Below are 26282 nucleotides of genomic sequence, written 5' to 3'. Positions count from 1 at the left end.
ATGGCGCAGCGTAAACGGTCCTGCCCATCCATTTCGCAGAACGGCACTGCCGCTGTCGAATTCGCGATACTGGCCTTACTTTTTTTCACCCTTGTATTCGGGATAATCGAAGTCTCACGATTGCTGTTCGTCTACAACACGTTGCAGGAAGTCACCCGCCGTGCCGTCGCTGCTGCCGTTCACGTGTATCCCAATGACACTGCCGCCATTGCAAAACTGAAGCAGCGCGCCGTTTTCCGCGACTCTCCTGGCGAGCTCATCCTGGCAGCTCCCATCACGGATAAATACATCCGGCTCAGTTATCTGCGACATGATCTGTCGGTCATCCCGGAGTCGGATTGGCCGGCAAGCGCAGCGGAGAACAAGGAGGTTTGCATGAAGAACCCTAACGCCGACAACTGCATTCGCTTCGTTCAGGCCCAGGTCTGCACGCCCGAAATGACGGATGCTTGCATTTCGCCAAGATCACAGATGCTCGTTCCACTTATTAACATGTCCCCCACCCTGCACAAAGCGACCACCATCGCTACGGTCGAATCTCTCGGTTATGAACAAGGCACGCTTCCACCATGCCCTTGTTCTAATTGAATTTCAGAACATGAAATAGCGTTCGGTTAGCGTGTATGGTATGCGGGAGCGCTTGCGAGCGATTTCCCTGGGGGCGGCGAAGATGGAAGACACTTTGTCTGTCCACAGAATGCCGGTGACGGAAAAATTTCGGCATGGTATGCAAGCCAGCTAGAGTTTGAGCCTTCATCATCTTGCTGTATCGCCGCGAGCGAAATCCTGCTGTCCCTCTGAACCCTTCGGCATCGTGTATGCAATCCCCAGCCTGGAAACGCAGATCTGAGCTGCGTCATGCCAGGCTTGGCCAATGCAGACAGACATGCGCTGCCTTACTGTTCACGCAGCTTGCAAAAATGGTGCAAGTGCTTGCAAGTCGAGCCGACCAGCGCCGATACCGCTATCGAAAGGGAGCGCGCGACTGAATGTGAGGCACCCGGACTTCGACCATTTCATGTGGCTTTGCCTTATCCCATCCGAGCTGGTAAAGCCACACTTCAAAGATGAGGTCTGCAAGTGGAATGTCGCTCACAGTAGCAAACCAGTTCGCGGAACCTGCTCCAGGCTTTTCCCCCATTTTTCCATTTGGCGCCGGGAAGGGCTTCACAAGTGCATCGTCGACTACATGCAGGTAGTGCCGAATGATGAAGACCTGTCGCATGACCGGCTCGAGCATTTCATCGGGCTTCGCCTGCACCGAGAAACATGCACGCACATTCGACATCGTCGTCCAACTCAGCAACCAACTCTTTTCGGCGAACGTCTGAAGACCGAAAATCCTCCCGCTGCGAACCCTTGACATGGGCCGCAAAAACAAAAAGGCCAGCTATTCGCTGGCCTCTACTGTCTTGTTCAGATTCCCCAGATTCTCCCAAGTCGCTTTTCTCGACTTTCTATGGAAACCCAAGTATTTGAATCCAAACGCTGAATTCTGGTGGGCGGTGCAAGTTTCGAACTTGCGACCCCAGCAGTGTGAATGCTGTGCTCTACCCCTGAGCTAACCGCCCTACTTCTTACTGCTTTGCTGCGATTGCGTCGCTGCAATGACGAGCATTATAGGGGGACTTTTGCGTTTTGTCACCCCTGCAGAGAATATTTTCTCCAAACACATTCTCCCTTCACACCCTTATCAAGTGCGGCGAGCACATTCTCGTGTTCGGCGAGCTCGTCAGCGGCCGCCGGCAGCACGAGGATCTCGCCAAGCGGACCGGCTTCCAGCAGCTCGCCGCCACCCGCCTGTTCGGCCTCGACATCCATCGACAGCATGTTCTGGCCGCGGGTCATCGCCAGGTAGACGTCGGCCAGCAGCTCCGAGTCCAGCAGTGCGCCGTGCAGCTTGCGGTGCGCATTCGAGATGCCGTAGCGGTCGCACAGCGCGTCCAGCGAGTTGCGCTTGCCCGGGTGCAGTTCCTTCGCGTTCACCAGGGTGTCGATCACATTGCTGCAGTGCTTGACGAAAGGCGGCAGGCCGAGGCGCTCGAACTCGTGGTTCAGGAAGCCCAGGTCGAAAGGCGCGTTGTGGATGATGACTTCGGCGCCCTGCACGAATTCGCGCAGTTCCTCGACGATCTCGTGGAACTTCGGTTTATCGCGCAGGAATTCGGTGGTCAGGCCGTGCACCGCCAGCGCCGCTTCATCCGAGTCGCGCTCGGGATTGATATAGCGATGGAAGTTGTTGCCGGTCAGCTTGCGGTTGAGGATTTCAACGCAGCCGATTTCAATGACGCGGTCACCCGTGCGGGGATTCAAGCCGGTGGTTTCGGTATCGAGGACGATCTGGCGCATGCGCTCTCAGTGATGAATTCGTTGAAAAATCAAACGCTTATTCTACCATTCTCAGCGCTTGACCGAGGCCGCGCCCATGTTCGCCAGGACGTCGGCGCGCTCGTTGCCCGGGTGGCCGTTGTGGCCGCGCACCCAGCGCCATTCGACCGCATGCTGCTGCTGGGCGGCGTCGAGCGCCTTCCACAGGTCTTCGTTCTTGACCGGCTCCTTGGTCGAGGTCTTCCAGCCCCGCGCCTTCCAGCCATGAATCCATTCCGAGATGCCCTTCTGGACGTACTGGCTGTCGGTGTGCAGCACCACCTGGCAGGGACGGTTCAGGACCGTCAGCGCCTCGATCACGGCGCGCAGCTCCATGCGGTTGTTGGTGGTGTTCGGCTCGCCGCCGAAGATTTCCTTCTGGTGATTGCCATCGGCCACGAGCAGTGCGCCCCAGCCGCCGGTGCCCGGATTTCCCTTGCAGGCCCCGTCGGTAAAAATCTCTACTTTGGTCGTCATGCTCTCTTTACTTGTTTCGTTCGTTGCGGTTGGTGGCCGGCACCGCCTTCGGCGCCTTGCCGGGCTTCTTGTTCCAGGCCGGACCGATGATGTTCATCCCCTTGACGCGCTTGATCGCATGCACGATGTAGACGGCGCCGAGGTAAGGCCACCAGCGCTGCCCCGCACCTTCGGCGAAGGCGAAGCGGTTCAGCCACTGCGAGGTGCGGAAAGGCGGCGCATAGCAGCCGAAATGACTGCGCGTGGCGCCGAGATTCAACAATTTTAACCAGTCTTTCAGCCGCGGCATAGAGATGAACTCCCCCGCCGTCGGCAGGTAGGCGCTGCTGGTGATGCGCCCCATGCCCTGGCGTATGCCCCACATGCTGGCCGGATTGAAGCCGCAGATGATCAACTGGCCTTCCGGGATCAGCACGCGCTCGACCTCGCGCAGCACCTGGTGCGGCTCGGCCGCGAACTCCAGCACGTGCGGCAGCACCACCAGGTCCAGGCTCTGCGAAGCGAACGGCAGGTCGGCGAAATCCAGCGCCACCGCGATCTGCTTGCCGCCGGCGGCGATCGACAGTTCGTCGGCGGTGGAGGTGCGGGTCGCGGCCTGCCACTTGTTGGGCATGCGGTTGGCCGCCAGCGCGTCGATCTGCGGTACGCCGATCTGCACGGCATTGAAACCGAAGATATCGGCCGTGAGCTCGTCCAGGCAGGCCTGCTCCCAGGCGCGCACGTAGGCGCCGGCCGGCGATTGCAACCACTGGTCGAGCGCTATAATGGATTTTTCGGATGCCGCGCTATCCATGCCACCCCTTTTTTAACGCATCTCATCTGACTAGCTTATGACGAATTCGCCGAGCAGCCCCGCAGCCCTGAGCGTCCTGACGGTTCCCGCTTTCAAAGACAACTATCTCTGGCTTATCCACGACGGCGTCCATGCCGCGGCGGTCGACCCGGGCGACGGGCAGCCCATCCTCGATGCCTTGCGGGCGAATGGATTGACCCTCACTGCCATTCTACTCACCCATCATCATGCTGACCATATCGGTGGTGTGCCTCAATTGCTTTCAGAATATAGCGTACCTGTCCTCGGTCCGCGCAAGGATGGCATCGATGCGGTGACGCAGCCGCTGGGAGAAGGCGACCGCGTACAGGTGCCGGGGCTGGCGCTGACCTTGAGCGTACTGGACGTGCCGGGCCACACGCGCGGCCACATCGCCTACGTCAGGAACGATCCCGACAATCCCTCCGCGCCGCACTGGCTGTTCTGCGGCGACACCCTGTTCGGCGCCGGCTGCGGCCGCCTGTTCGAAGGCACGCCCGAGCAGATGGCGGCCTCGCTCGCCAAGCTGGCCGCCCTGCCCGAGGACACCCTGGTGTATTGCGCCCACGAATACACCCTGTCCAACCTGCGCTTCGCCGAGGCGGTCGAACCCGGCAACGTGGCGCTGAAGATGCGCATCGTGGCCGACAGCAAGGCGCGCGGCACCAATCTGCCGACCGTACCCTCGAACATCGCCATCGAGAAGGCCACCAACCCCTTCCTGCGCGCGACCGAGCCGGGCATCGTCGACAGCCTGGTGGCGGCCGGCCGGCTGCAGCCGGGCGCTTCGCCGGTGGCGGCCTTCGCCGCGCTGCGCGAGTGGAAGAACGTGTTCTGACGGCCGCCCCGCCCGGCCATGCCCACGATCGACTTCTACTTCGACCCGGTCAGTCCCTATGCCTGGCTGGCGGCGCGTTCGCTGGACCGGATCGACGCGGCCGGCCTGCACCTGCGCTTCGTACCGGTGCTGTTCGCCGGCCTGCTGAAGGCCCATGCCAAGCTCGGGCCGGCCGAAGTGCCGGCCAAGCGCAGCTACCTGTTCCGCGACGTGATGCGCGAAGCGGAGCGGCGCGCCCTGCCCTTCGCCGGCCCGCCCGGCCATCCCTTCAACCCGCTGGCGGCCCTGCGCATGTGTACGGCGCTCGCCGACGACGCCGAACGGCGCAGGCTGGCGCTGGCCCTGATCGCGGGCTGCTGGGAAGGCGGGCAAGATATTTCGGACGCGGCCGTGCTGGCGCGCCTGGCCGATGCGGCCGGCTTCGAGGGGAAGGCATTGATGGCGTGCGCCGCCACGCCGGCCGTGAAGCAGGCGCTGGCGGCGGCCACGGAGGCGGCGGTCGCCGAGGGGATCTTCGGCGTGCCGACCTTCAGACTGGACGGCGAGCTGTTCTGGGGCGGCGACCGCATCGAGACGCTGTTGTGGCGGCTCGAGGGCGGAACGATCGACGAAGACAAGCTGCAGGAGTTCCTGGCGCGGCCGCCGCTGGCGCAGCGTCAACGGTAGGGTGGGCACACCGTGCCCACGGGGACGTCAACGTAAGGCGCGCGCCCGCGTGGGCGGAGGCCGCCCACCCTGCCATCAGATCTCTTCGTACAGCGGCAGCGTCAGGAACTCTGCGAACTCATCCGAGAGCGACATCTGCTCGAAGATCTCGGCCGCGCGTGCGTAGGTCGGGTTGTCGCCGTTCGGCGCCACCTGCTTGACCTTTGCCAGCTCTTCCGGAATCATCGCGCGCACCATGTCGGCGGTGACCTTGCGGCCGTCGTCCAGCACACCCTTCGGCGTGCGGATCCACTGCCAGACCTGGGCACGGCTGATCTCGGCGGTCGCCGCGTCTTCCATCAGGTTGTGGATCGGCACGCAGCCATTGCCTGCCAGCCAGGCGCCCAGGTAGTGGATGCCGACGTTGATGTTGTAGCGCAGGCCGGCCTCGGTGATCGGGGCTTCCGGGCGGAAGTCCAGCAGGTCCTTGGCGCTGACCTCGACGTCCGGACGCTGCTTGTCGATCTGGTTCGGACGGTCGCCCAGCACTTTCTTGAATTCGGCCATCGAGGCTTCGACCAGGCCCGGGTGGGCAACCCAGCCGCCGTCGTAGCCGTCGGTGGCGTCGCGCGACTTGTCGCCGATCACGCCGGCCATTGCGACGGCGTTCTTCTCCGGATCGTTCTTGATCGGGATCAGGGCCGACATGCCGCCGATTGCCGGTGCACCGCGCTTGTGGCAGGTCTTCAGCAGCAGCAGTGCGTAGGCGCGCATGAAGGGCGCGGTCATCGTGACCTTCGGACGGTCGGCCAGGCAGAACTCCTTGTCCAGCTTGAACTTCTTGATGCAGGAGAAGATATAGTCCCAGCGGCCCGCGTTCAGGCCGGCGCTGTGCTCGCGCAGCTCATACAGGATCTCGTCCATCTCGAAAGCGGCGACGATGGTCTCGATCAGCACGGTCGCCTTGATGGTGCCCTGCGGCAGGCCCAGCTCGTCCTGGGTCATCTTGAAGATGTCGTTCCACAGGCGCGCCTCGAGGTGCGATTCCATCTTCGGCAGGTAGAAGTACGGGCCGGCGCCGCGCGCGATCTGTTCCTTGGCATTGTGGAACATGAACAGCGCGAAGTCGAAGATGCCGCCGGAGACGCGCTTGCCGTCCACCAGCACATGCTTCTCGTCCAGGTGCCAGCCGCGCGGACGCACGACCAGGGTCGCGACCTTGTCGTTCAGCTTGTACTGCTTGCCGTTCTGCTCCAGCGAGATGGTGCGGCGCACGGCGTCGCGCATGTTCAGCTGGCCGGTGATCTGGTTGTCCCAGTTCGGGGTGTTCGAGTCCTCGAAGTCGGTCATGTAGCTGTCGGCGCCCGAGTTCAGGGCGTTGATCACCATCTTGCGCTCGACCGGGCCGGTGATTTCGACGCGGCGGCATTCCAGTGCCTTCGGGATCGGGGCGATCTTCCAGTCGCCGTTACGGATATCGGCGGTTTCCGGCAGGAAGTCGGGACGCTCGCCGGCATCCAGGCGCTTGGCGCGCTCGGCGCGGGCGGCCAGCAGTTCCTGGCGGCGCGGTTCGAATTCGCGGCTCAGCTTGGCAACGAGATCAAGGGCCTCGGGTGTCAGAATTTGTTCGTAGCCGGGCTTGATCTCGGCACGGATCTCCATTCCGGACGGGGTGGCGATGGTCATGACATGCTCCTCTTAGTATATAAATCCGCAGCAACGCGGCTTGGCGTTTGCTATCCCGTCAAGTATATTCACTCCAGCCGTACTAAACGAGACAAATAATATATTCATCTGTGCGTTTTTATCACAGCTGAGGAGCCAAGCACACATTCATGGGTCACTTCCGCCAGATTTCCACCTTCGTCGAAGTCGTTGCCCGCGGCAGCCTGTCGGCCGCGGCGCGTGCCGAGGGCATTGCACCGGCCATGATCGGACGCCGCCTCGACGCCCTCGAAAGCCGCCTCGGCGTCAAGCTGCTGCAGCGGACCACGCGCAAGCTGGTCCTCACCGACGAGGGCGCGGCCTTCCTCGAGGATTGCCAGCGTATCCTGGCCGAGCTGGAGGAAGCGGAGGCGGCGGTATCGGAGCGCAGCGCGGTCGCCACCGGTCACCTGCTGGTGTCGGCGCCGGCCGGCTTCGGGCGCCAGCACGTGGCGCCGCTGGTGCCCTCCTTCGTGGCCGAACACCGCGACGTCACCGTCAACCTCAACCTGAACGACCGCGTGGTCGACGTCATCGGCGAGGGCGTGGACGTGGCGATCCGGATCGCCTCCCTGTCCGATTCCAGCCTGGTCGGCGTCAAGCTGGCCGACAACCACCGCGTCGTGGTGGCGGCCCCGAGCTACCTGAAGCGCCACGGCGCCCCCCAGTCGCTCGAGGAACTGGCGCGCCACAACTGCCTGGCGATCAGCAGCGAAGGCAGCCAGCGCGGCTGGACCTTCCAGGAGAACGGCCGCAACGTGACCCTGAAGGTGAGCGGGAACATGGTCTGCAACGACGGCGCGGTGTTGCACGAATGGGCGTTGGCGGGACGGGGCCTGGCGTGGCGCTCGATGTGGGAAGTGGGCGCGGAAATCGCGGCGGGACAACTGGTGCCCGTGCTCGAGAACCATGCAGCGCCCGGCAACGACATTTATGCAGTATTTGCACAACGCCGCCACTTGCCGCTGCGGATCCGCGCCTTTGTCGATTTTCTACGCCACACTTATTCCCAGCCGAATTACTGGCGGAACAGTGTGGGAATTTGATAGAAAGCCAGCCGGAATCGATGATTCCGGTTTCTCCAGGCAAAAAAAATCCCCGGACATGCCGAGGATTTTTTGCTGACACTCAGCGCTGAATCGTGACGATTACAGCGGCTGGATGTTCGATGCTTGCTTGCCCTTCGGACCCGAGGTCACGTCGAACGAAACACGCTGATTCTCTTGCAGCGACTTGAAGCCTTGGGATTGGATCGCCGAGAAGTGAGCGAACAGATCTTCGCCGCCTTCGTCCGGGGTGATGAAGCCGAAACCCTTGGAGTCATTGAACCATTTTACGATGCCAGTTGCCATTACTATTTCCTATTTCAGTTGAAGTGGACTTGCGTCCGTTTACGATCGTTTGAAGAAGCAAGAAACAAATGACAGACTAACTGCACTGCTACCTCGAATCCAACGATCCCTAATTATACCGAATAAACCAAAAAATACACGGTTTTCGCGAAATAAAAACACCGCACCCGTAATAATTCCAAATTTCAACTGTTGCGGCCCTTATTTGCGTCGGCAGTACGCAGAATATAGGTCATCGACATCTGGCAAGTTTGTCCTAAATCAAACGACTCCCGGACAAGCTTCTTGTTCAACATCTACGCGGCGGGCTCTTCAATAGGATAGGCGTCCTTCGGATCCTTCAGCGCCCAGGCGACGAAGACATCCAGCTCGGCCAGCCAGGCATCCCATTCGCCGGGCGCGACGGCATCGAAGGTCATCAGGACCCGCAGGCGCTGTTCAAGATTGCGCGCCTGGTGGCCGAGGATGCGGAAACCGAAGGTGGCGGAGGAGCCGGCCAGCGTGTGCAGCACGGCATGCAATTCCTGGATCAGTTCGGGTTGCGGCCGTTCCGTATCAAAAACGTTGCGCGCAGCCGACACGCGGGCCAGGGTCTGCGGGAGGGCCGCCGCGAACCTGTCGTTCAGCTCGGCCAGGCGCTCGAAGAATTCGGCATCGGCGCCGCCGCTCATTGCCTGTCCCATGCTCGGCTGCATCGGCTTACTTGGTGCCGAAGATGCGGTCGCCGGCATCGCCCAGGCCGGGGATGATGTAGGCGTGGTCGTTCAGGTGGCTGTCCAGCGAGGCCACGTACAGCTTGACGTTCGGGTGGGCCTTGTGGAACACCTCCACGCCTTCGGGCGCCGCCACCAGGGCCAGGAAGATGATCTGATCGTCCGGCACGCCGCGCTTCTTCAGCACGTCGACCGCGTACACCGCCGAGTTGCCGGTCGCGACCATCGGGTCGCACAGGATGAAGGTGCGCTCATTGGTGTCCGGCAGGCGCACCAGGTATTCGACCGGCTGGTGGGTTTCCGGGTCGCGGAACACGCCGATGTGGCCGACGCGGGCCGACGGCACCAGTTCCAGCAGTCCGTCGCTCATGCCGACGCCGGCGCGCAGGATCGGGACGATGGCCAGTTTCTTGCCGGCGATCACGGGCGCGTCGATCGTCATCAGCGGCGTCTCGATCTCGCGGGTGGTCAGCGGCAGGTCGCGCGTGATCTCGTAGCCCATCAACAGCGTGATCTCCCTGAGCAGCTCGCGGAACGTCCGGGTCGAAGTGCCGCGGTCGCGCATGTGCGACAACTTGTGCTGGATAAGCGGGTGATTCAGGATGTACAGGCTGGGAAAACGCGGATCTTGTTTCATTGTCGGAACTCTATATAAGTGCTGCCAGGCATAGCTAAACCAGCATTATCCCAGCCGCGCGCCGGTTTGTCCCTACCTCGTTGAAGAAATTTCCAGCGCGCGGGCCAGGATCGCCGCTGCGTCGGCGCCGACCGGCAGGCTGCCGAAGGCGCCCCCGGCATCCTGTGCGATGCGTGAAGCCACGAACGCGTCCGCCACGAAGGCCGGCGCATGGCGCAGCAGCAGGCCGGCCTGGACCCCGACCACCAGCCGCTCGGCCAGGCGGCGCGCGCCGAATTCGGCGGCCGCAGCCGCAGGGATGTCGTCCAGCAGGCGCGCGCACCAGGCGTCGTAGCGGGCGTCGCGCCCCGCCGCCAGGCCCAGTTCGTGCGCCAGCGCGGTGCGCGCCTCGGGCGCCTTGCCGAAGGCGCGCAGCACGTCCAGACACATCACATTGCCCGAGCCTTCCCAGATCGAATTCACGGGGAACTCGCGGTACAGGCGCGCCAGCGGGCCGTCCTCGACATAGCCGTTGCCGCCCATGACTTCCATCGCCTCGGCGCCGAAGGCCGGGCCGCGCTTGCAGATCCAGTACTTGCCGGCCGGGGTCAGGATCCGCCCCAGCAGCACCTCCATCGGATCGTCCTGGCGGTCGTAGCAGGCGGCCAGGCGCAGTGCAAACGCGGTGGCGGCTTCGGATTCCAGCGCCAGGTCGGCCAGCACATTCTGCATCAGCGGCTGTTCGGCCAGCGGACGCCCGAAGGCGCTGCGCCCGCGCGCGTGGTGCAGCGCGTGGCACAGCGCCGCGCGCATGATGCCCGCGGTACCGGTCACGCAGTCGAGCCGGGTGTGGCTGCCCATTTCGAGGATGGTCGGGATGCCGCGCCCCTCCCGCCCGATCATCCAGCCGATGGCGTCGTGGAACTCGACCTCGGACGAGGCGTTCGAGCGGTTGCCCAGCTTGTCCTTCAGGCGCTGCACGCGGATCGCGTTGCGGCTGCCATCGGGCAGGAAACGCGGCACGAAGAAGCAGCTCAGGCCCGGCGGCGATCCGTCGCCTTCCGCGCCGGCCTGGGCCAGCACCAGGTGGGCGTCGCACTGCGGCGCCGAGAAGAACCATTTATGACCCACGATCACGAATGCCCCCTCGCCCTCCTCGCCGAACCGGGCTGTCGCCTGGGCCGGGTCGAGCCTTGCTGCGCGGGTGGTATTGGCGCGCACGTCGGTGCCGCCCTGCTTTTCGGTCATGCCCATGCCGACCAGGGCGCCACGCTTTTCCGTCACCGGCAGCGAGCGCGGGTCGTACTCGCGCGACAGGATCTTCGGCAGCCAGCGCGCGGCGATTGCCGGATTCTGGCGCAGCGCCGGCACCGAGGCGTAGGTCATCGTGACCGGGCACTGCGAACCGTTCTCGACCTGGCCGAACAACAGGTAGGCGGCGGCGCGCGCAACCTGGGCACCGGCCTTCGGCGCCTCCCAGGGCAGCGAGTGGGCCCCGTTTTCGATCAGCAGGACCATCAGCGCGTGCCAGGCCGGATGGAATTCGATCTCGTCGATGCGATGGCCGGCGCGGTCGAAATTCACCAGGCGCGGCGTGAACTCGTTGGCCAGGCGCGCCAGGTCCAGCACGGCGCTGGCGCCGAGCCGGGCGCCGAGCGCGTCCAGCATGCCGGCAGCCCAGCCGGCGCCTTCGCGCTGCAGTCCTTCGCGCAAGGCCGGATCGCACCGGAACAGATTGACGTCACCGAAGGGCGGCGCCTGGTTGAATACCTCGTGCGTATCGAATCGGTTCATGCCGCGTCTCCTGGTAGTGTGGCGCCGCGCCGCCGGGACCTGATCTGCGTTGTTGCACTTAAGCATCATGCATGAGAAGGAAAAGTTTCCTAATTGCACTATATCGGCGACAATGCTCCGGCACGGCGTCGGGTCGAGTTATCGACAAGGCAACAAGGCTAGCGTAAAGCCTTGTGCCGGGCAAGCACGACCTGTTCGCCATGGGGGCTGCGGGGCATCAAGGCGCGACTAAACACGACTGTCGATTGTGTTTTTTAATGCTTTTGAGAATCTTTCAGTGATACATTTCCCGTTGATTTGGTACACTCGTGCGGTTCCAACGGAATCACTGGTTCCGGCCAAAATAAGAAAGACACGAATCCAACAATGCGCCCCGGTTCACCAGCAGCAACGAACGAGGATCCGCGCCATGCGGCGCCAGCCCACGGGCTGGATGCGTTCATGGAAGCGGTGGGTGATATCGCGTTCAGGATCGACCCGTCCGGCCTGATCCGCCATGCCAGCCAGCGCAGCCTGCGCCTGCTGGCTGCCGCCGGCGACCTGCGCGGCACCTCCCTTCCCGCCCTTGCCCTCGACGTCGACCAGGCCGCGCTGCGCAACGCCATCGTCGACGCCATCGCGCGCACCGAAGCGGTGCTGGTCGAAGCCCGCCTGCGGGCCGGCGAGAAGGAAACCTGGTTCGAGCTGCGCGTCAGCCTGCTGGATGACCGCAGCGGCGCCGGCATGGAACTGCTGGCGGTCGGGCGCGACATGTCGGCGCAGCGCGCCACCGAGCAGCGCCTGCGCCACATGGCGACCCACGACGCCCTGACCGAACTGCCGAACCGCCTGCTGCTGTCGGACCGGATCCGCATGGTGATCGCGAATGCGCGCCGTTCCGGCCAGGGCTTCTCGGTCGCCACCATCGGCCTGGACGGCTTCAAGAAGGTCAACGACGGCCTCGGCCATCCGGTCGGCGACGCCGTGCTGCGCATGGCCGCGGGCCGGCTGCGCAAGACCCTGCGCGACAGCGACACCCTGGCCCGCGTCGGCGGCGACGAGTTCGTCGCGGTCCTGCCGGGCACCTACAACGAAGCCCAGATCAAGCTGGTCACCGGACGCCTGCTGGCGGCCCTGCAGTCGCCGTTCGAGATCGACGCCCACACGGTCTACCTGGGCGCCTCGATCGGGGTCTCGGTCTATCCCGAGCATGCCGAGGACGAGGTGCGCCTGGTGGCGCTGGCCGACAGCGCGATGGGCCGCGCCAAGGAAACCGGCGGCGCCCGGACCGTCACCTACAGCAGCCGCAAGCCGGGCGAAGCCGCCGGCTCCCCCCAGCACGACATCTCGCTCGAAGCGGCGATGTTCCAGGCGGTGCGCGAGGGCGAGTTCATGCTGTACTACCAGCCGATCGTCAGCAGCCGCACGCGCCGCATCGAGGGCTTCGAGACCCTGATGCGCTGGAAGCACCCGACCCTCGGCATGGTGCCGCCGGTGCGCTTCATCCCGATCGCCGAAACCAATGGCCTGATCAACATGCTGGGCGCCTGGGCGCTGAAGTCGGCGCTGGTGCAGATCCGCCAGTTCGAGGAAGTCGCCAAGCGCGACCTGTACATCTCGGTGAATATCAGCCCGCGCCAGTTCCGCAACGACCGCTTCCTGTCGGTGCTGGACGACGCCCTCGCCTTTTCCGGCACGCCCGGCGACAAGCTGGTGCTCGAGATCACCGAGGGCACGCTGATGGTCGACCCGGCGCATGCCGAAAGCATCCTCGGCAAGATGGCCGAACGCCGCGCGCGCATCGCGATCGACGACTTCGGCACCGGCTACTCCTCGCTGGCCTACCTGAAACGCTTCCCGATCTCGGTGCTGAAGATCGACCGCGCCTTCATCAAGGACCTGCCCGCTTCGAGCAAGGACGCGGCGATCTGCAACGCGGTGCTCGACATCGCCAAGCACCTCGACCTGTCGGTGGTGGCCGAAGGCGTCGAGACCGAAGACCAATTCAAGTACATCGAATCGCGCGGCTGCGACTACGTGCAGGGTTACCTGACCGGCAAGCCGATGTCGGCCCATGTGGCGCTGGCCGCCCTGAAGGAAGACCTGTACACCGAACTCCTGCCGAACGACCTGCGGGCGGGCACCCTATGAACCAGACACTTCCTATCGACCGTTCGCCGAAGGCCGACGCCACCCTCTCCCTGCTGTGGGAACGAATCCGCCGGCGCGGCGACATGCCCGGCTTCACGCGCGCGATCAACGCCATCCTGGCCTCGATGCGCGGCGAGGACGAGCGCGATTTCTCGATGACCCAGACCGTGCTGTCCGACCCCGTGCTGACCCAGAAGGTGCTGCGCCTGGCGAACAGCGGCATGTATTCGGCCTTCGGCCAGCACATCAACACCGTGTCGAAGGCCGTGCTGGTGCTCGGCACCGAAGCCATCGGCCACCTGGCCCTCGGCCTGAAGCTGATCGAGGAACTGAGCAAGTCGACGCCGGATTCGCTGCAGGCCCACATCGAGATGGAAAAGGCGGTGCTGGCCGGGATGGTGGCGCAGCAGGTCGCCGCCAGGGCCGAGGTCCGCGATCCCGAGGAAGCGGTGGTCTGCTCGATCCTGCATTCGCTGGGCCGGATGATGGTCACCTTCTACCTGCCGGAGCGCTGGACCCTGTTGCAAGAGGCCGCGGGCGGCGGCGCCGTCGACCATGCCGCATTCGAGCAGCTCGGCCTGACGCTCGAGCAGGTCGGCCGCGCCACCGCCGAGCACTGGGGCCTGCCGCGCAACCTGATCGCCGGCATGCGCCGGGTCGAGCCGGGCGAGCGCGGCGACAGCTTCGGCCACGATGACTGGCTGGCGGCGCTGGGCACCATGTCGTCGCAGTGCGCCGAATCGCTGTGGCATGGCGACGAGGAAGCGCTGGAACAGGTCGCCCAGCTGGCGTCGAGCTTCGCACCGATGCTGGGCATCGAGCCGGACAGCCTCGTCGGCGCCATCGAGCAGGCCAAGATCGAAGCGGCCGCCGACCTGTCGATCGCCCCGCTGGCGAATCCACCCGAGAAGCGCGCCCGCGCCGCGCTTGCTTCGCGCATGCGCGACGCCGGCAACAAGATCCTGATCGGCGGCGTGGCCGAGATGCGCAGCGCCGCGGCCAGCGCCTCGCCGGGCCAGATGATGTCGATGGCGATCGAGAGCGCCTACCACGGACTGTCGTTCACGCGCGCCTTCGGCTTCCTGCGCAGCCGCCGCGACGGCAAGTACAGCGCCAAGATCGGCCTCGGCGACGGCGCCAAGAGCCTGCAGCCGAACCTCGTGTTCGACGACGCTTACGAGCCGAACGTGTTCTTCGCCGCGCTCGGCAGCGACCGCGTGATCTTCATCGAGAACGCGCGCGATCCGAAGTTCGCCAGCAAGCTGCCCGGCTGGTGGAAAGGCAGCCTCGGCGCCGCGCGCTGCTTCGTGATCATCCCGCTGTGCACCCACGGCGAGCCGGTCGGCTTCATCTACGGCGACTGGGACGACCGCTTCCCCTCGGTCTACCTGAGCCAGACCGAGTTCTCGCTGCTGAACGACATGCGCGCGCTGGTGGTGAAATCGGTGGAAAAGCGGCAGCAGCTGGAAGCCGTGGCCAGCCGCGCCTGATCCTTCCTAGATCCGCGGGGTACTGACCCGCACATCCCCGCACTGCGCCCTGTGCATCAGCGCGTGGTCGATCAGCACCAGCGCCAGCATCGCTTCCGCGATCGGCGTCGCGCGGATGCCGACGCAGGGATCGTGGCGGCCGAAGGTTTCGACGGTGACCGGATTGCCGTCCTTGTCGATCGAGCGGCGCGGCGTACGGATCGACGAGGTCGGCTTGATCGCGATCGAGACCGTGATGTCCTGGCCGGTCGAGATCCCGCCCAGCACGCCGCCGGCGTTGTTGCCGACGAAGCCTTCCGGGGTCAGCTCGTCGCCATGCTCGGAACCCTTCTGCGCCACCGACTGGAAGCCGGCGCCGATCTCCACACCCTTCACCGCATTAATCCCCATCATGGCATACGCGATGTCGGCGTCGAGCTTGTCGTAGATCGGCTGGCCCAGGCCCACCGGGACGTTCTTCGCCACCACGTCGATGCGCGCACCGATCGAGTCGCCGGCGCGGCGCAGTTCGTCCATCGCGCTTTCCATGCGCGCGATCAGGTCGGCGTCCGCGGTCGCGGCGAAGAAGGGATTCGCGTGCACGTGCTCCCAAGACTGGAAGGGAACGGGAATGTCGCCGAGCTGGGACATGCAGCCCATGAACTCGGTGCCGTAGTGCTCGCGCAGCCATTTCTTGGCGATCGCGCCGGCGCCCACCACCGGCGCCGTCAGGCGCGCCGAGGAACGGCCGCCGCCGCGCGGGTCGCGCACGCCGTACTTGTGCCAGTAGGTGTAGTCGGCATGGCCGGGACGGAAGGTGTCGGCGATGTTGCCGTAGTCCTTGCTGCGCTGGTCCTCGTTCGGGATCAGCAGCGCGATCGGGGTGCCGGTGGTCACGCCTTCGTAGACACCCGACAGGATCTGCACGCGATCGGCTTCCTGGCGCTGGGTCACGTGGCGCGAGGTGCCGGGCTTGCGGCGGTCCAGCTCGGGCTGGATATCAGCCTCGGACAGGGGCAGCCCGGGCGGGCAGCCATCGATGACGCAGCCGATGGCCGGGCCATGGGATTCGCCGAAGGTGGTGACGGAGAACAGCTTACCGAATGAATTGCCAGACATGGTGCGTACGAGTTGAATAAACGGAATGATCGATTCTACCAGCAGGCGGCCGCCTTCGGTGGGCGGCGGTTCGAGAACCAGGCTTCGAATGTTGGCAAAGTGTTGCCGTAGAGAATTTTTTTCCTGTCGGGTCGGCAAGTCAGATATACTTGGTTTCATTGATTCAAGTCAAACCGGAGACGCAGCAATGCCCGCACCGCCCCCCGCGCAGAACGACGAACTGGTCTTCGTCGACGAAGCGCCGGCCGTCCCCGGCGCTTCGATGGAAGGCAGCGCCGTGGAGCCCGGCGGCGCATGGCGGGTGATGATCGTCGACGACGACGCCGACGTCCACTCCACCACCAGCTTCGCGCTCGGCAGCCTCGAAGTGCACGGCCGCCGGATCGAATTCCTGCATGCCTACTCGGCCGCCGAGGCGCGCACCCTGCTCGAACGCGAAGTCGACGTCGCCGTGGTCCTGCTCGACGTGGTCATGGAAGAAGCGGACGCCGGCCTGCACCTGGTGCGCCACATCCGCGAAACGCTCGGACGCCACGACCTGCGCATCATCCTGCGTACCGGCCAGCCCGGCTACGCGCCGGAGATGGATGCGATCCGCGGCTACGACATCAACGATTACCGCACCAAGTCCGAACTCACGCGCACCAAGCTGTACACCTCGGTGGCCTCGGCGATCCGCGCCTACGAGCAGATCCACGCGCTGGAAGCCAGCCGCCGGGGCCTGGCCGAGGTGGTGCGCGCCAACGCCGAGCTGATGGCGCTGCGTTCGATCGGCGCGATGGCGGACGGGATCCTGCGCGAAGCGGCGCGCCTGATCGGCCAGCCGGCGCCGGGCCTGATGTGCTCCTGCCTGGGCGGGATGCAGGCCGCGGCCTGGCAGGTGCTGGCCGCCAGCGGCAGCTGCACCGCGCTGGCGCCGACCGGCATGCTGGCCGCCGCCGGCGACGGCGCAGCAAGCGCGATCCGGCAAACCCTGCTTGGCCAGCGCCACGTCTTCGGCGAGCGCCACCTGACCCTCTACTTCGGCGGCAAGGCCCATTGCGACTTCGCCGCCTGGATCGAACTCGAACGCCCGCTCGAGCCGATGCGGCGCGGCCTGCTCGAACTGTTCGCCTCGAACATCGCGGTCGGCCTCGACAACGTGGCCCTGCTGACCGACCTGCAGCGCGCCGCCTTCTACGATCCGCTGACCGGCCTGCCGAACCGCACCCGCCTGGTCGAGCTGATCGACGACGGCCTGGCCTGCAGCGCCGGCACCGCCGACGAGGTGCTGTGCCTGGTCGACCTCGATCACTTCGCCGAGATCAACGACGCCCTCGGCCACCAGTTCGGCGACGCCCTGCTGGTGGCGGTCGCGCAGCGCCTGCGCACCCGGCTCCATCCGCGCCTGCAGCTGGGGCGCATCGGCAGCGACATCTTCTGCGTGCTCGGCGACGCCGCCGAGGTCGATCCGGAAGCGCTGCGCGCCCTGTTCGCGGCGTCCTTCTCGATCGAAGGCCAGGACCTGCAGGTCTCGAGCACCCTCGGCCTGGTGCGCCTGCGCGAGCACGACGGCAGCGGCGCCGACGCCCTCAAGGACGCCGACATCGCCCTCAAGCGCGCCAAGAGCCGGCAGCGCGGCGGCCACTTCTATTTTTCGCGCGGCATGGGCGTCGAGATCCGCGAGCGGGTGCGCCTGATGCACGCGCTGCGCAGCGGCTTCGCGCGCGGCGAACTGTTCCTGGCCTACCAGCCGCAGGTCGAACTGGCCGCGCTCCGCCCCTTCGGCGCCGAGGCCCTGCTGCGCTGGCGCACCGAGGACGGGCGGCAGGTGGGCCCGGACCGCTTCATCCCGATCGCGGAGTCCTCGGGCCTGATCATCGAGATCGGGGCCTGGGTGCTGCGCCAGGCCTGCGCCGAGCTGATGCGCCTGCGGGCAGCCGGCTACCTCGACTTCACGATGTCGGTGAACGTGTCGCAGGTGCAGTTCCGCCACCCGGGCTTCCTCGACATGCTGCGCGCGGCGCTGGCGGAATCGGGCGCGCCGCCGGAGCGGATCGAGCTGGAGATCACGGAATCGATGGCGATGGAAGAGCCGGACCTGCTGATCGAGCGCCTGGCCGCGATCAAGCGCACCGGCGTCTCGATCGCGATCGACGACTTCGGCACCGGTTTCTCCTCGCTGTCCTACCTGCAGCGCCTGCAGGTCGACCGCCTGAAGATCGACCGCGCCTTCGTCACCGAGATCACCGGCTCGGCGCGCGGCAGCAGCATTGCGGAGATGGTGATCGAACTGGGACGCAACCTGGGGCTGTCGATCATCGCCGAGGGCGTGGAAGACGAACGCCAGGCGCAGATCCTGCAGGCGCTCGGCTGCCCGCTGGCGCAGGGCTTCCTGTTCTCCCGGCCGCTGTCGCCGGAAGCCTTGCTGGAATGGCTGGGGGCGGATGCCCTCAACCGCGCCGCCTGAATCGCGATACGCAGGGTGGGCTCGGCGAGCCCACCTTGCGTCAATCCTCGGCCGCCTGCTCCGCCGGCCAATCCCGGATATACGCCTTCAGCATGCGGTTCTCGAAGCTCTGCGCTTCCAGCACCGCCTTGGCCACGTCGTAGAAGGAGATCACGCCCAGCAGGGTGCGGGCGTTCATCACCGGCAGGTAGCGCGCATGCTTTTCCAGCATGATGCGGCGCACCTCGTTGACTTCGGTGTCCGGGGTGACGGTGATCGGGCTGTCGTCCATGTGCTTGCGGACGTTGCCGGCCGCGCTCACGCTGCCGTAGGTATTCACGGCCTGGATCACTTCGCGGAAGGTCAGCATGCCGACCAGGTCGCCGTATTCCATCACCACCAGCGAACCGATGTCGCGTTCCGCCATCGTCGAGGCCGCGTCGCCCAGCGGCGTGTCCGGAGACACCGTGTAAAGGATATCGCCCTTCACCTGCAAGATTTCAGATACTTTCATAGTAGTCACCATGTCGTGGGTACGTGGTACGGGAGCGCTGGGAACGAGAGAACTGGACACTGGATTCTGAGGTACTTGACCTTGTTTAACACATAAGCGCGACTCTAGCCTATGCCTCCCAAAAAAGCCAGACTTGCGCGCTAACAAACTTCTATTGTTGCGCTCTTGCCTAGTGGTAGGATGCCGCTTGTCTACACAACCATGGATGAAGCGAACATGAGCGGTCCCAGGTATCCCGGCTTCGACACCCTGTCGCTGCACGCCGGCGCCAGCCCCGACCCGGCCACCGGCGCGCGCGCCACGCCGGTGTATTTCACCTCTTCCTTCGCCTTCCGCGATGCCGACCACGCGGCCTCCCTGTTCAATATGGAGCGCGCGGGCCACGTCTATTCGCGTCTGTCGAACCCGACCAATGCGGTGCTCGAGGAACGCATCGCCGCCCTCGAAGGCGGGGTGGCGGGCATCGCCACCGCCAGCGGCCAGGCCGCGCTGCACCTGGGCCTCTGCACCATCGCCGGCGCCGGCAGCCACATCGTCGCCTCGCGCGCCCTGTACGGCGGCTCCCACAACCTGCTCGCCTACACCCTGAAGCGCTTCGGCATCGAGACCACCTTCGTCGACCCGCGCGACCTCGACGCCTGGCGCGCCGCGATCCGGCCCGAAACCAGGGTCCTGTTCGGCGAGAGCATCGGCAACCCGGGCCTGGACCTGCTCGACATCCCGCGCGTGGCCGCGCTGGCCCACGAACACGACCTGCCGCTGATGGTGGACTCGACCCTCACCACGCCGTGGCTGCTGAAGCCATTCGATCATGGCGCCGACCTGGTGTTCCACTCGGCCACCAAATTCCTGTGCGGGCACGGCACCGCCATCGGCGGCCTGCTGGTCGACGGCGGCGGCTTCGACTGGCAGCGCGCCCATGCGCGCAGCGGCCGCTTCGCCGAACTGTGCGAGCCCTACGAGGGTTTCCACGGCATGGTGTTCGCCGAAGAATCCACGGTCGGCGCCTTCGCCCTGCGCGCGCGCCGCGAGGGCCTGCGCGACTTCGGCGCGGCGCTGAGCCCGCACAACGCCTTCGCCATCCTGCAGGGCATCGAGACCCTCGGCCTGCGCATGGAACGCCACGTCGCCAACGCGCGCAGGCTGGTCGAGTTCCTCCTCAGCCACCCGGCGGTCGAATCGGTCGTGTGGCCGGAGCTGGAGAGCCACCCCGACCATGCGCTGGCGAAAACCCTGCTGCCGCGCGGCTGCGGCGGCGTGTTCTCCTTCCACCTGCGCGGCGGGCGCGCGGCCGGCAAGCGCTTCGTCGACGGCCTGAAGCTCTTCTCGCATCTCGCGAATGTCGGCGACGCCAAGTCGCTCGCCATCCATCCGGCCTCGACCACCCACTTCCGGGTGCCGGCCGACCAGCTGGCGGCGGCCGGCGTCGGCGAAGGGATGATCCGACTGTCGGTCGGGCTGGAAGACCCGGACGACCTGATCGAAGACCTCGCGCGCGGCCTGAAGCTGGCCCAGAAGGGAGCCTGAGATGATCTACCAGGTACATGGCAGCGCGGCCTACTGCTACACCGGCGGCAAGGCCTTCGATCCCGCCCAGCCCACCATCGCCTTCCTGCATGGCGCCCAGAACGACCATTCGGTCTGGGCCCTGCAGAGCCGCTGGTTTGCCTGGCACGGCTGGAACGTGCTGGCGGCCGACCTGCCCGGCCACGGCCGCAGCGGCGGCGCAGCGCTTGCCACGGTCGAGGCCATGGCCGACTGGCTGCTGGCCCTGCTGGACGCCGCCGGCGCACGCCAGGCGCTGCTGGTCGGCCACAGCATGGGATCGCTGATCGCGCTGGAAGCGGCGCACCGCGCGCCGGACCGGGTCACATCCCTGGCCCTGCTCGGCACGACCTGGCCGATGAAGGTGTCCGACGCCCTGCTCGCGGCTTCGAAGGACGACTTGCAGGCGGCGATCGACATGGTCAACATCTGGTCCCACAGCGGTCCGCTGCCGAAGCCGTCGTGCCCGGCGCCGGGCTTCTCGGTCACCGGCATGTCGCGCCGCCTGATGCAGCGGATGGCCGAGTGCAATCCGGCCCAGCTGTTCCACACCGACTTCTCCGCCTGCAATGCCTACGCGAATGGCGGCGCGGCGGCCGCCGGCGTGGGCTGCCCGGTGCTGTTCGTGCTGGGCGCGCGCGACGTGATGACGCCGCCGCGTTCCGCGCAGGCGCTGACGGCGGCGCTCAGGCATGGCAAAATCGTCACCGTGGATGCCGGCCATGCGATGATGGCCGAACAGCCGGACGCGGTGCTCGACGCCCTGATCGCCTTTGCCGGGGCCCGCTGACAAAATTAGAAGGAGACCTGGCATGGCGGCCGTTCGCTACAGCAGCTTTTCCGAGTTCTACCCGTATTACCTGACCCAGCACGACAACCGGCTGTGCCGGCGCGCGCATTTCATCGGCACCTCCTCGGCCATCGCCGCGATCGCCCAGTACATCGACAGCCTGAACCCGTGGTGGCTGCTGTTCGCCCTGCTGAGCGGCTACGGCGGGGCCTGGATCGGCCACTTCGTCTACGAGAAGAACCGCCCGGCCACCTTCGGCAACCCGTGGTGGTCCTTCCGCGCGGACTGGGTGATGTACTGGCAGATGCTTACCGGCAAGCTCAGCTGGTAAGGGTCTTGACGTTGACGAGGCCCACCAGCCCGTCGCTCGAAGCCTGCTTCAGGTCGGCGTCGGCCGCGGCGATCGCCTCCTTCGTCAGCACGTTCGCGTCGAGCACGCCGAACGCCTGGTTGCGGCCCGCGGTCTTGGCCAGGTACAGGCAGAGGTCGGCCAGGTGCACCAGCTTTTCCCAGTCCGGCGCATCGACGCCCGGCGCCGCCGGCTTCGGACAGAAGCCGATCGACACCGTGACGCTCAGCTCGCGGCCTTCGGCCTCGATCGGCGTGCCCGACACCGCCGCCAGCAGGCGGGCGCAGACCTGGCGCGCTTCCTCGGTGGCGACGCCCGGCAGGTAGGCCAGGAATTCCTCGCCGCCCCAGCGGATCAGCACGTCCTGCTCGCGCATGCTGGACGCCAGCCGGGCCGCCACCTCCTTGAGGACGACGTCGCCGGCGCTGTGGCCGAAGCGGTCGTTGATCGACTTGAAGTGGTCGACATCCATCAGCAGGAACACGCCGCCGGCCTTGCCGTCCCGGCCGGGGTTGGCGTCGTAGCCCGGCACCACGTGCTCGTAGAAGAAATGGCGGTTGAACAGGCCGGTGAGCGAATCGCGCGTGCTCTGGCGGAACAGCTGCTCGTTCTTGGTCTGCAGCGAGGCGTTCGCCTTCTTCACCCGGCCGTACAGCAGGGCGATCAGGAGCACCGCCACCAGGGTCGTCACGCTGAGCAGCACCCACAGGCTGCGCAGGCGCTTGACGGTGTCGAGTTCGGCGGCCTTCATGGCGCTGTCGTGGTGCAGCCGGGCCAGTTCGGCTTGTTTTTTCTGGTCCGCCTGGATACGCTGCAGCGCCTGGTAGGAAAGCTGCTTTTCCTTGCGCCAGGCCGCCAGCGAGACCGAACCGGCCTTTTCGTACATCGCCAGCGCGGCGTCGCCCTCGCCCACCTGGTTCAGCGCGTGGCCATAGTCGAGCAGCATGCGCACGTAACGCTCGTCGTCCTGCAACCCGGCGAGCGCGCTGTCGACGGTGGCCCTGCCGTTGCGGATGTCGCGGAAATAGATGCTGGCGATGCCCAGTTCGAAGGAGGCAAGCTTCCTGCCGGTCTCGTCGCCGAACTCGCGCGCGATGCGCAGCGCCGACTCGCTGGCCCTCGCGGCTTCGCCGAAGCGCCGCTCCTTGATATACAGTTCGGCCAGGTTCGCCAGCGGCGTCGCCAGCCGTTCCCTGGCCTTCAGTTTTTCGAGGATATCGATCGCGGCCTGCAGCGCCGTTTCCGCCTGCCTGGCTCGGCCGGCGCGGACCGCCACCGCATACTCCGCCAGCCGTGCATGCGCGAGCAGCGCCGGCACGTTCCTGGCCTTCGCGATCGCCAGCAGTTCGTCGGTCAGGCGCAGCGCCTCGTCGTGGCTGCCGACGCCGGCCAGCAGCCGGGCATGTTCGCGCAGCGCCAGCGCCAGGGCGTCCGGATCGCCGCCGGTCCTGGCCAGCGCCAGCGCCTCCGCGGTCGAGGCGATGGCGTCGGCGTCGCGGCCGTCCAGTTCGGCCAGCAGTCCCTGCGCCACCAGCGCCCTGGTTTGCAGATAGGGATCGCCGGACCTGGCGGCAAGGGCCGCCGCCTGCGCGATCAGCCGGTGCGCCTTCGGCTGGTCGTGCACCAGGCGCGACAGCGCGGCGCCCTGGTTCAGCATCGCCGCGGCCAGCACGGCGTCGTCGTGCAGGCTGCGGCCGATCCCTTCGGCCTGGAGCGCGGTATCCACGGCCTTGTTCTTGTCGCCGAGCCAATACCAGGCGCGGCTCATCTCGTTCAGGACCTGCGCCTGCTCGGCGCCGCCGCGCCCCTGTTGCAGGCGGTCGAGCGTCGTCAATGCCTGGGCCGGAGCGACGTAGGCTTCCTCGCGGGCCAGCGCCAGCTCCCGGGCAAACTGCGGGACCGATGCCTCCGCGGCCGGGCCGGCATTGGCCAGCGCGGTCCAGCACAGGAACAGCAGGCCAAAAAGGACGCGATGCACAGCCATGTGGTCTCCAAACGTATCTCGACAATAGTAACATCGAGAAACGTTTGATTCCACAATTCAACGCAAAAACGTATCCATGCAGAAACAGAACAGTGGCCGCGCAGGAATTTTCAGCGCGCGAAATGCGCGGACAGGGTCTGGTCCAGGCCGCGATCGACCGCCGTCTCGACCTTGCGCGCCAGGGCGGCGGTGTCCAGCGCCAGCGGCGACGCCGGTGCCGGCTCGCCGTTCGCGGCCGCTGCGGCAGTGGCGCCCGTCCCGGCCGCCGCCCCGGGCCCCGGGCCGGCATCCACGCTGGCGCCGCCGAACACGAACAGGCGGTAGACCTCGGACAGGCGGATCAGCGCCGGGTCGGCCAGCAGCACCCAAGCCTCGCCGCCCTCGCGCGCGCCGCGCCCCCAGATCGCCTGGACCGCTTCGCCGGCCTGCACGCGGCCGACCCAGCCCACGGCCGCCATCTGTTCCAGCAGCTGGCTCATCTCGTCGTAGCCGATGCGGGTGTGGGCGCGGATCTGGGCGCCGGTCACCAGCGCCGTGCCGGTGATCCGGGCGCCGCCGTGCAGCACCTTGAGGATGGCCATCGCGTCCACGAAGGCGCCACCCGGCACCGGCTGGTACCACCAGCGCTCGTACTTCACCACCGGCAGCGCGGCCGTCAGCAGCGCGCCGACCAGGGTGATCAGCCAGGACAGGTACATCCACAGCAGGAACAGCGGCAGCGCCGCCAGGGCGCCGTAGATGATGGCGTAGGTCGGGAACTGCCGGATGAAAATGGCGAACACGCGCTTGGCGACCTCGAAGGCGATCGCCGCCACCAGCCCGCCCCACAGCGCGTCCTGCCACTCGACCCAGCGGTTCGGCACCGTCATGTACAGCAGTGTGTAGGCGCCGGTGGTCAGGGCCACCGACACCACCGAGTAGAACAGCGCGCCGAAGAAAGGCACGGCGCTCATCAGGCCGGTGGTGGCGCTGAACAGCTGCGAGGTCAGGGTCAGCGAGAGGCCGAACAGCAGCGGCCCGAGCGTGACCAGTGCCCAGTAGATCAGCACCCGCTGCACCAGCGGACGCGGGCGCTTGACGCGCCAGATCTGGTTGAAGGCGCGCTCGATCATGTTGATCATCGCCGCCGTCGTCAGGACCAGCGCCACCGCGCCCACCGCCGACAGCTTGGTCGCCTTGCTGGCGAACTGGGTCAGGTTCGAGGTGATCGTATTGGCGATGGCCTTCGGCATGACCATCTGCACGAAGTAATGGTCGAGGCTCGAACGCAGCTGGCCGAAGATCGGAAAGGTGGTGAAGATCGCCAGCACGATGGTGAGCAGGGGCACCAGGGCCAGCGTGGTGGTGAAGGTCAGGCTGCCGGCCACCTGCGGCAGCTTTTCTTCGAGCAGGCGGCGGCGCGCGAAGCGCAGCAGGTCGCGCACCTCGGCCCAGCTCAGCCCGCGCACCATGTCGACGCTGACATTGATCATCTCGCTGGTGGAACGGGAAATGGAAGAGACGGTTTTCGAGAGCATCGGTGCCTGGAAAATGGGGGCCGGGAACGGAGCCCGTCCGGTTTCGTACAGCGCTCCGTGTCGGACGCTTCGTGACATATTATAAAGCGCCCTATAATACCAACGATGAACCCAACCAATCCGATCATCCTCGTCCTCTATTACTCACGTCATGGCAAGACCCGCAAGCTCGCCGAACTCATCGCCCAGGGCGTGGAGAGCGTCCCCGGGGCGGAGGCGCGCCTGCGCACCGTGCCTGCCGTGTCGACCGTGGCCGAGGCTACCGAGCCGGATATCCCGCGCAGCGGCGCTCCTTACGTCGAACTCGAGGATCTCGCCGAGTGCGCCGGCCTGGCGCTGGGCTCTCCCACCCGGTTCGGCAATATGGCGGCGGCGATGAAATACTTCCTCGATGGCACCTCGGCGCAGTGGCTGTCCGGCACCCTGTCGGGCAAGCCGGCGGCCGTGTTCACCTCCACCGGCAGCCTGCACGGCGGCCAGGAGTCGACCCTGCTGTCGATGATGATTCCGCTGCTGCACCACGGCATGATGGTCATGGGCCTGCCCTACACCATGCCGGAACTGATGACCACCGAAAGCGGCGGCAGCCCCTACGGCGCGACCCACTGGTCCGGCGTGGACGGCAACCGTCCCATCACGGACGACGAAAAGCGGCTGGCGATCGCGCTGGGCCGGCGCCTGGCGCTGGCGAGCCGCAACCTGCAGGGGATGGAGTAGGCGATGCAAGTCCATAGGGTATTTCATACGGGGGCGGTGACCAGCCTGGTCATCCTGTGCGTCTGGCTGCTCGCCTGGGAGATCGGCGTGGCGCCGCTGCATCCGGGCGGCTCGCTGCTGGCGCTGAAGGCGCTGCCGCTGCTGTTGCCGCTGCGCGGGGTGATCAAGCGCGACCTGTACACGCTGCAATGGTCATCGATGGTCATCCTGATCTATTTCGTCGAGGGCGTGGTGCGGGCCTGGAGCGACAAGAGCGAACTCTCGCGCATCATGGCGCTGGGCGAAGTGCTGCTGGTCTGTTCCTACTTCGTGTTCGCCCTCCTCTACCTGCGCCCCTACAAGAAGCAGGCGCAGAAACTGGCCAAGGAACTGCTCGACAAGGTCAAGGTGCCGCATGACTGAT

25 protein-coding genes and 1 tRNA gene are annotated in these 26282 nt (G+C 65.9%); 12 read left to right on the top strand and 14 right to left on the bottom strand.

Annotated elements, in window-relative coordinates; translation table 11 throughout:
- Entirely contained in the window at positions 1-588 is a 588-nt protein-coding gene (locus AM586_RS01050) for a TadE/TadG family type IV pilus assembly protein (RefSeq protein ID WP_060566867.1), read from the top strand.
- Between the two features lie 376 nt (positions 589-964).
- On the opposite strand, the gene AM586_RS27930 is transcribed toward AM586_RS01050, so the two are convergent.
- From AM586_RS27930 to AM586_RS01030, 5 genes are all read right to left on the bottom strand, one after another.
- Entirely contained in the window at positions 965-1288 is a 324-nt protein-coding gene (locus AM586_RS27930; RefSeq protein WP_162600507.1) for a hypothetical protein, read from the bottom strand.
- Positions 1289-1496: 208 nt separating this feature from the next.
- Positions 1497-1571 (bottom strand) — tRNA-Val (locus AM586_RS01045).
- Between the two features lie 70 nt (positions 1572-1641).
- Positions 1642-2349, bottom strand: a complete 708-nt coding sequence (gene dnaQ, locus AM586_RS01040; RefSeq protein ID WP_047825963.1) for a DNA polymerase III subunit epsilon — start codon at positions 2347-2349, stop codon at positions 1642-1644.
- A gap of 51 nt (positions 2350-2400) precedes the next feature.
- Complete coding sequence (gene rnhA / locus AM586_RS01035; RefSeq protein ID WP_047825962.1) at positions 2401-2844, bottom strand: ribonuclease HI; 444 nt, start codon at positions 2842-2844, stop codon at positions 2401-2403.
- Positions 2845-2851: 7 nt separating this feature from the next.
- Positions 2852-3637, bottom strand: a complete 786-nt coding sequence (locus tag AM586_RS01030) for a class I SAM-dependent methyltransferase (protein ID WP_047825961.1) — start codon at positions 3635-3637, stop codon at positions 2852-2854.
- A gap of 37 nt (positions 3638-3674) precedes the next feature.
- Here AM586_RS01030 and gloB point away from each other — a divergent pair, with 37 nt between their 5' ends.
- Both gloB and AM586_RS01020 read left to right on the top strand, forming a co-directional pair.
- Positions 3675-4493, top strand: coding sequence for a hydroxyacylglutathione hydrolase (gene gloB / locus AM586_RS01025; RefSeq protein ID WP_047825960.1), 819 nt, complete (start codon positions 3675-3677; stop codon positions 4491-4493).
- 18 nt (positions 4494-4511) lie between these two features.
- Positions 4512-5159, top strand: a complete 648-nt coding sequence (locus AM586_RS01020; RefSeq protein WP_047825959.1) for a 2-hydroxychromene-2-carboxylate isomerase — start codon at positions 4512-4514, stop codon at positions 5157-5159.
- Positions 5160-5234: 75 nt separating this feature from the next.
- Here AM586_RS01020 and aceB read toward each other — a convergent pair whose 3' ends face one another.
- Complete coding sequence (gene aceB, locus AM586_RS01015) at positions 5235-6824, bottom strand: malate synthase A (RefSeq protein WP_047825958.1); 1590 nt, start codon at positions 6822-6824, stop codon at positions 5235-5237.
- 149 nt (positions 6825-6973) lie between these two features.
- Between aceB and AM586_RS01010 the strand changes: the two genes are divergently transcribed.
- Entirely contained in the window at positions 6974-7888 is a 915-nt protein-coding gene (locus AM586_RS01010; protein ID WP_047825957.1) for a LysR family transcriptional regulator, read from the top strand.
- Positions 7889-7990: 102 nt separating this feature from the next.
- Here AM586_RS01010 and AM586_RS01005 read toward each other — a convergent pair whose 3' ends face one another.
- The 4 genes from AM586_RS01005 to AM586_RS00990 form a co-directional block, all read right to left on the bottom strand.
- Positions 7991-8194 (bottom strand): cold-shock protein, encoded by a 204-nt coding sequence (locus AM586_RS01005; protein WP_036166698.1) that lies wholly within the window; start codon positions 8192-8194, stop codon positions 7991-7993.
- A 296-nt stretch (positions 8195-8490) separates the two neighbouring features.
- On the bottom strand, positions 8491-8877 hold the full coding sequence (locus AM586_RS01000; protein WP_229411219.1) for an Hpt domain-containing protein: 387 nt from the start codon (positions 8875-8877) through the stop codon (positions 8491-8493).
- A gap of 16 nt (positions 8878-8893) precedes the next feature.
- Positions 8894-9544, bottom strand: coding sequence for a uracil phosphoribosyltransferase (gene upp / locus AM586_RS00995; RefSeq protein WP_047825955.1), 651 nt, complete (start codon positions 9542-9544; stop codon positions 8894-8896).
- A gap of 72 nt (positions 9545-9616) precedes the next feature.
- Entirely contained in the window at positions 9617-11317 is a 1701-nt protein-coding gene (locus AM586_RS00990) for an isovaleryl-CoA dehydrogenase (protein ID WP_047825954.1), read from the bottom strand.
- Between the two features lie 366 nt (positions 11318-11683).
- Here AM586_RS00990 and AM586_RS00985 point away from each other — a divergent pair, with 366 nt between their 5' ends.
- Positions 11684-13447: a bifunctional diguanylate cyclase/phosphodiesterase gene (locus tag AM586_RS00985; RefSeq protein WP_229411218.1), complete on the top strand. Its 1764-nt coding sequence runs from the start codon at positions 11684-11686 to the stop codon at positions 13445-13447.
- Complete coding sequence (locus tag AM586_RS00980; protein ID WP_047825952.1) at positions 13444-14937, top strand: HDOD domain-containing protein; 1494 nt, start codon at positions 13444-13446, stop codon at positions 14935-14937. The genes AM586_RS00985 and AM586_RS00980 overlap by 4 nt, the downstream gene beginning before the upstream one ends.
- A gap of 6 nt (positions 14938-14943) precedes the next feature.
- On the opposite strand, the gene aroC is transcribed toward AM586_RS00980, so the two are convergent.
- Complete coding sequence (gene aroC, locus AM586_RS00975) at positions 14944-16035, bottom strand: chorismate synthase (RefSeq protein ID WP_047825951.1); 1092 nt, start codon at positions 16033-16035, stop codon at positions 14944-14946.
- A gap of 187 nt (positions 16036-16222) precedes the next feature.
- Here aroC and AM586_RS00970 point away from each other — a divergent pair, with 187 nt between their 5' ends.
- On the top strand, positions 16223-18484 hold the full coding sequence (locus AM586_RS00970) for a bifunctional diguanylate cyclase/phosphodiesterase (protein WP_047825950.1): 2262 nt from the start codon (positions 16223-16225) through the stop codon (positions 18482-18484).
- A 40-nt stretch (positions 18485-18524) separates the two neighbouring features.
- Here AM586_RS00970 and AM586_RS00965 read toward each other — a convergent pair whose 3' ends face one another.
- Entirely contained in the window at positions 18525-18977 is a 453-nt protein-coding gene (locus AM586_RS00965; protein ID WP_047825949.1) for a CBS domain-containing protein, read from the bottom strand.
- A 216-nt stretch (positions 18978-19193) separates the two neighbouring features.
- Here AM586_RS00965 and AM586_RS00960 point away from each other — a divergent pair, with 216 nt between their 5' ends.
- Genes AM586_RS00960 through AM586_RS00950 form a run of 3 tightly spaced genes read left to right on the top strand, consistent with a single transcriptional unit; the run spans position 19194 to position 21643 of the window.
- Complete coding sequence (locus tag AM586_RS00960) at positions 19194-20504, top strand: O-acetylhomoserine aminocarboxypropyltransferase (protein ID WP_047825976.1); 1311 nt, start codon at positions 19194-19196, stop codon at positions 20502-20504.
- A gap of 1 nt (position 20505) precedes the next feature.
- The gene (locus tag AM586_RS00955; protein WP_047825948.1) at positions 20506-21312 is read left to right on the top strand and encodes an alpha/beta fold hydrolase; all 807 of its coding nucleotides are present in this window, start codon (positions 20506-20508) and stop codon (positions 21310-21312) included.
- A gap of 22 nt (positions 21313-21334) precedes the next feature.
- Positions 21335-21643 carry a DUF962 domain-containing protein gene (locus AM586_RS00950; protein ID WP_047825947.1) on the top strand — a complete coding sequence of 103 codons (309 nt, stop codon included), beginning with the start codon at positions 21335-21337 and terminating at the stop codon, positions 21641-21643.
- On the opposite strand, the gene AM586_RS00945 is transcribed toward AM586_RS00950, so the two are convergent.
- Together AM586_RS00945 and AM586_RS00940 are read right to left on the bottom strand one after the other, a co-directional pair.
- Positions 21633-23645: a diguanylate cyclase gene (locus AM586_RS00945; protein ID WP_052234093.1), complete on the bottom strand. Its 2013-nt coding sequence runs from the start codon at positions 23643-23645 to the stop codon at positions 21633-21635. The two genes, AM586_RS00950 and AM586_RS00945, sit on opposite strands and share 11 nt — an antisense overlap.
- Positions 23646-23755: 110 nt before the next feature.
- On the bottom strand, positions 23756-25162 hold the full coding sequence (locus AM586_RS00940) for a YihY family inner membrane protein (RefSeq protein ID WP_229411217.1): 1407 nt from the start codon (positions 25160-25162) through the stop codon (positions 23756-23758).
- 105 nt (positions 25163-25267) lie between these two features.
- Here AM586_RS00940 and wrbA point away from each other — a divergent pair, with 105 nt between their 5' ends.
- Positions 25268-25879 (top strand): NAD(P)H:quinone oxidoreductase, encoded by a 612-nt coding sequence (gene wrbA, locus AM586_RS00935; RefSeq protein ID WP_047825946.1) that lies wholly within the window; start codon positions 25268-25270, stop codon positions 25877-25879.
- Positions 25880-25882: 3 nt separating this feature from the next.
- Positions 25883-26281: a DUF2069 domain-containing protein gene (locus AM586_RS00930; protein WP_047825945.1), complete on the top strand. Its 399-nt coding sequence runs from the start codon at positions 25883-25885 to the stop codon at positions 26279-26281.
- The last annotated feature ends 1 nt before the right edge of the window (position 26282 follow it).

Origin of the sequence: Massilia sp. WG5 (assembly GCF_001412595.2) — a bacterium.
Taxonomy (GTDB): domain Bacteria; phylum Pseudomonadota; class Gammaproteobacteria; order Burkholderiales; family Burkholderiaceae_D; genus Telluria.
The sequence above is the reverse complement of the archived record's forward strand: the minus strand, read 5'-3'. Positions and strand labels throughout refer to the sequence as shown.

Bases quoted from the DNA above. Each gene is read 5' to 3' on its own strand.
- rnhA (WP_047825962.1), bottom strand. From the start codon at position 2,844: ATGACGACCAAAGTAGAGATTTTTACCGACGGGGCCTGCAAGGGAAAT.
- dnaQ (WP_047825963.1), bottom strand. From the start codon at position 2,349: ATGCGCCAGATCGTCCTCGATACCGAAACCACCGGCTTGAATCCCCGC.
- AM586_RS01030 (WP_047825961.1), bottom strand. From the start codon at position 3,637: ATGGATAGCGCGGCATCCGAAAAATCCATTATAGCGCTCGACCAGTGG.
- AM586_RS00965 (WP_047825949.1), bottom strand. From the start codon at position 18,977: ATGAAAGTATCTGAAATCTTGCAGGTGAAGGGCGATATCCTTTACACG.
- AM586_RS00940 (WP_229411217.1), bottom strand. From the start codon at position 25,162: ATGCTCTCGAAAACCGTCTCTTCCATTTCCCGTTCCACCAGCGAGATG.
- AM586_RS00970 (WP_047825950.1), top strand. From the start codon at position 16,223: ATGCCCGCACCGCCCCCCGCGCAGAACGACGAACTGGTCTTCGTCGAC.
- AM586_RS01010 (WP_047825957.1), top strand. From the start codon at position 6,974: ATGGGTCACTTCCGCCAGATTTCCACCTTCGTCGAAGTCGTTGCCCGC.
- AM586_RS00990 (WP_047825954.1), bottom strand. From the start codon at position 11,317: ATGAACCGATTCGATACGCACGAGGTATTCAACCAGGCGCCGCCCTTC.
- AM586_RS00960 (WP_047825976.1), top strand. From the start codon at position 19,194: ATGAGCGGTCCCAGGTATCCCGGCTTCGACACCCTGTCGCTGCACGCC.
- aroC (WP_047825951.1), bottom strand. From the start codon at position 16,035: ATGTCTGGCAATTCATTCGGTAAGCTGTTCTCCGTCACCACCTTCGGC.
- AM586_RS00955 (WP_047825948.1), top strand. From the start codon at position 20,506: ATGATCTACCAGGTACATGGCAGCGCGGCCTACTGCTACACCGGCGGC.
- AM586_RS00985 (WP_229411218.1), top strand. From the start codon at position 11,684: ATGCGCCCCGGTTCACCAGCAGCAACGAACGAGGATCCGCGCCATGCG.
- wrbA (WP_047825946.1), top strand. From the start codon at position 25,268: ATGAACCCAACCAATCCGATCATCCTCGTCCTCTATTACTCACGTCAT.
- AM586_RS01050 (WP_060566867.1), top strand. From the start codon at position 1: ATGGCGCAGCGTAAACGGTCCTGCCCATCCATTTCGCAGAACGGCACT.
- AM586_RS00980 (WP_047825952.1), top strand. From the start codon at position 13,444: ATGAACCAGACACTTCCTATCGACCGTTCGCCGAAGGCCGACGCCACC.
- upp (WP_047825955.1), bottom strand. From the start codon at position 9,544: ATGAAACAAGATCCGCGTTTTCCCAGCCTGTACATCCTGAATCACCCG.
- AM586_RS01020 (WP_047825959.1), top strand. From the start codon at position 4,512: ATGCCCACGATCGACTTCTACTTCGACCCGGTCAGTCCCTATGCCTGG.
- aceB (WP_047825958.1), bottom strand. From the start codon at position 6,824: ATGACCATCGCCACCCCGTCCGGAATGGAGATCCGTGCCGAGATCAAG.
- AM586_RS27930 (WP_162600507.1), bottom strand. From the start codon at position 1,288: ATGTCGAATGTGCGTGCATGTTTCTCGGTGCAGGCGAAGCCCGATGAA.
- AM586_RS00945 (WP_052234093.1), bottom strand. From the start codon at position 23,645: ATGGCTGTGCATCGCGTCCTTTTTGGCCTGCTGTTCCTGTGCTGGACC.
- gloB (WP_047825960.1), top strand. From the start codon at position 3,675: ATGACGAATTCGCCGAGCAGCCCCGCAGCCCTGAGCGTCCTGACGGTT.
- AM586_RS00950 (WP_047825947.1), top strand. From the start codon at position 21,335: ATGGCGGCCGTTCGCTACAGCAGCTTTTCCGAGTTCTACCCGTATTAC.
- AM586_RS00930 (WP_047825945.1), top strand. From the start codon at position 25,883: ATGCAAGTCCATAGGGTATTTCATACGGGGGCGGTGACCAGCCTGGTC.
- AM586_RS01005 (WP_036166698.1), bottom strand. From the start codon at position 8,194: ATGGCAACTGGCATCGTAAAATGGTTCAATGACTCCAAGGGTTTCGGC.
- AM586_RS01000 (WP_229411219.1), bottom strand. From the start codon at position 8,877: ATGGGACAGGCAATGAGCGGCGGCGCCGATGCCGAATTCTTCGAGCGC.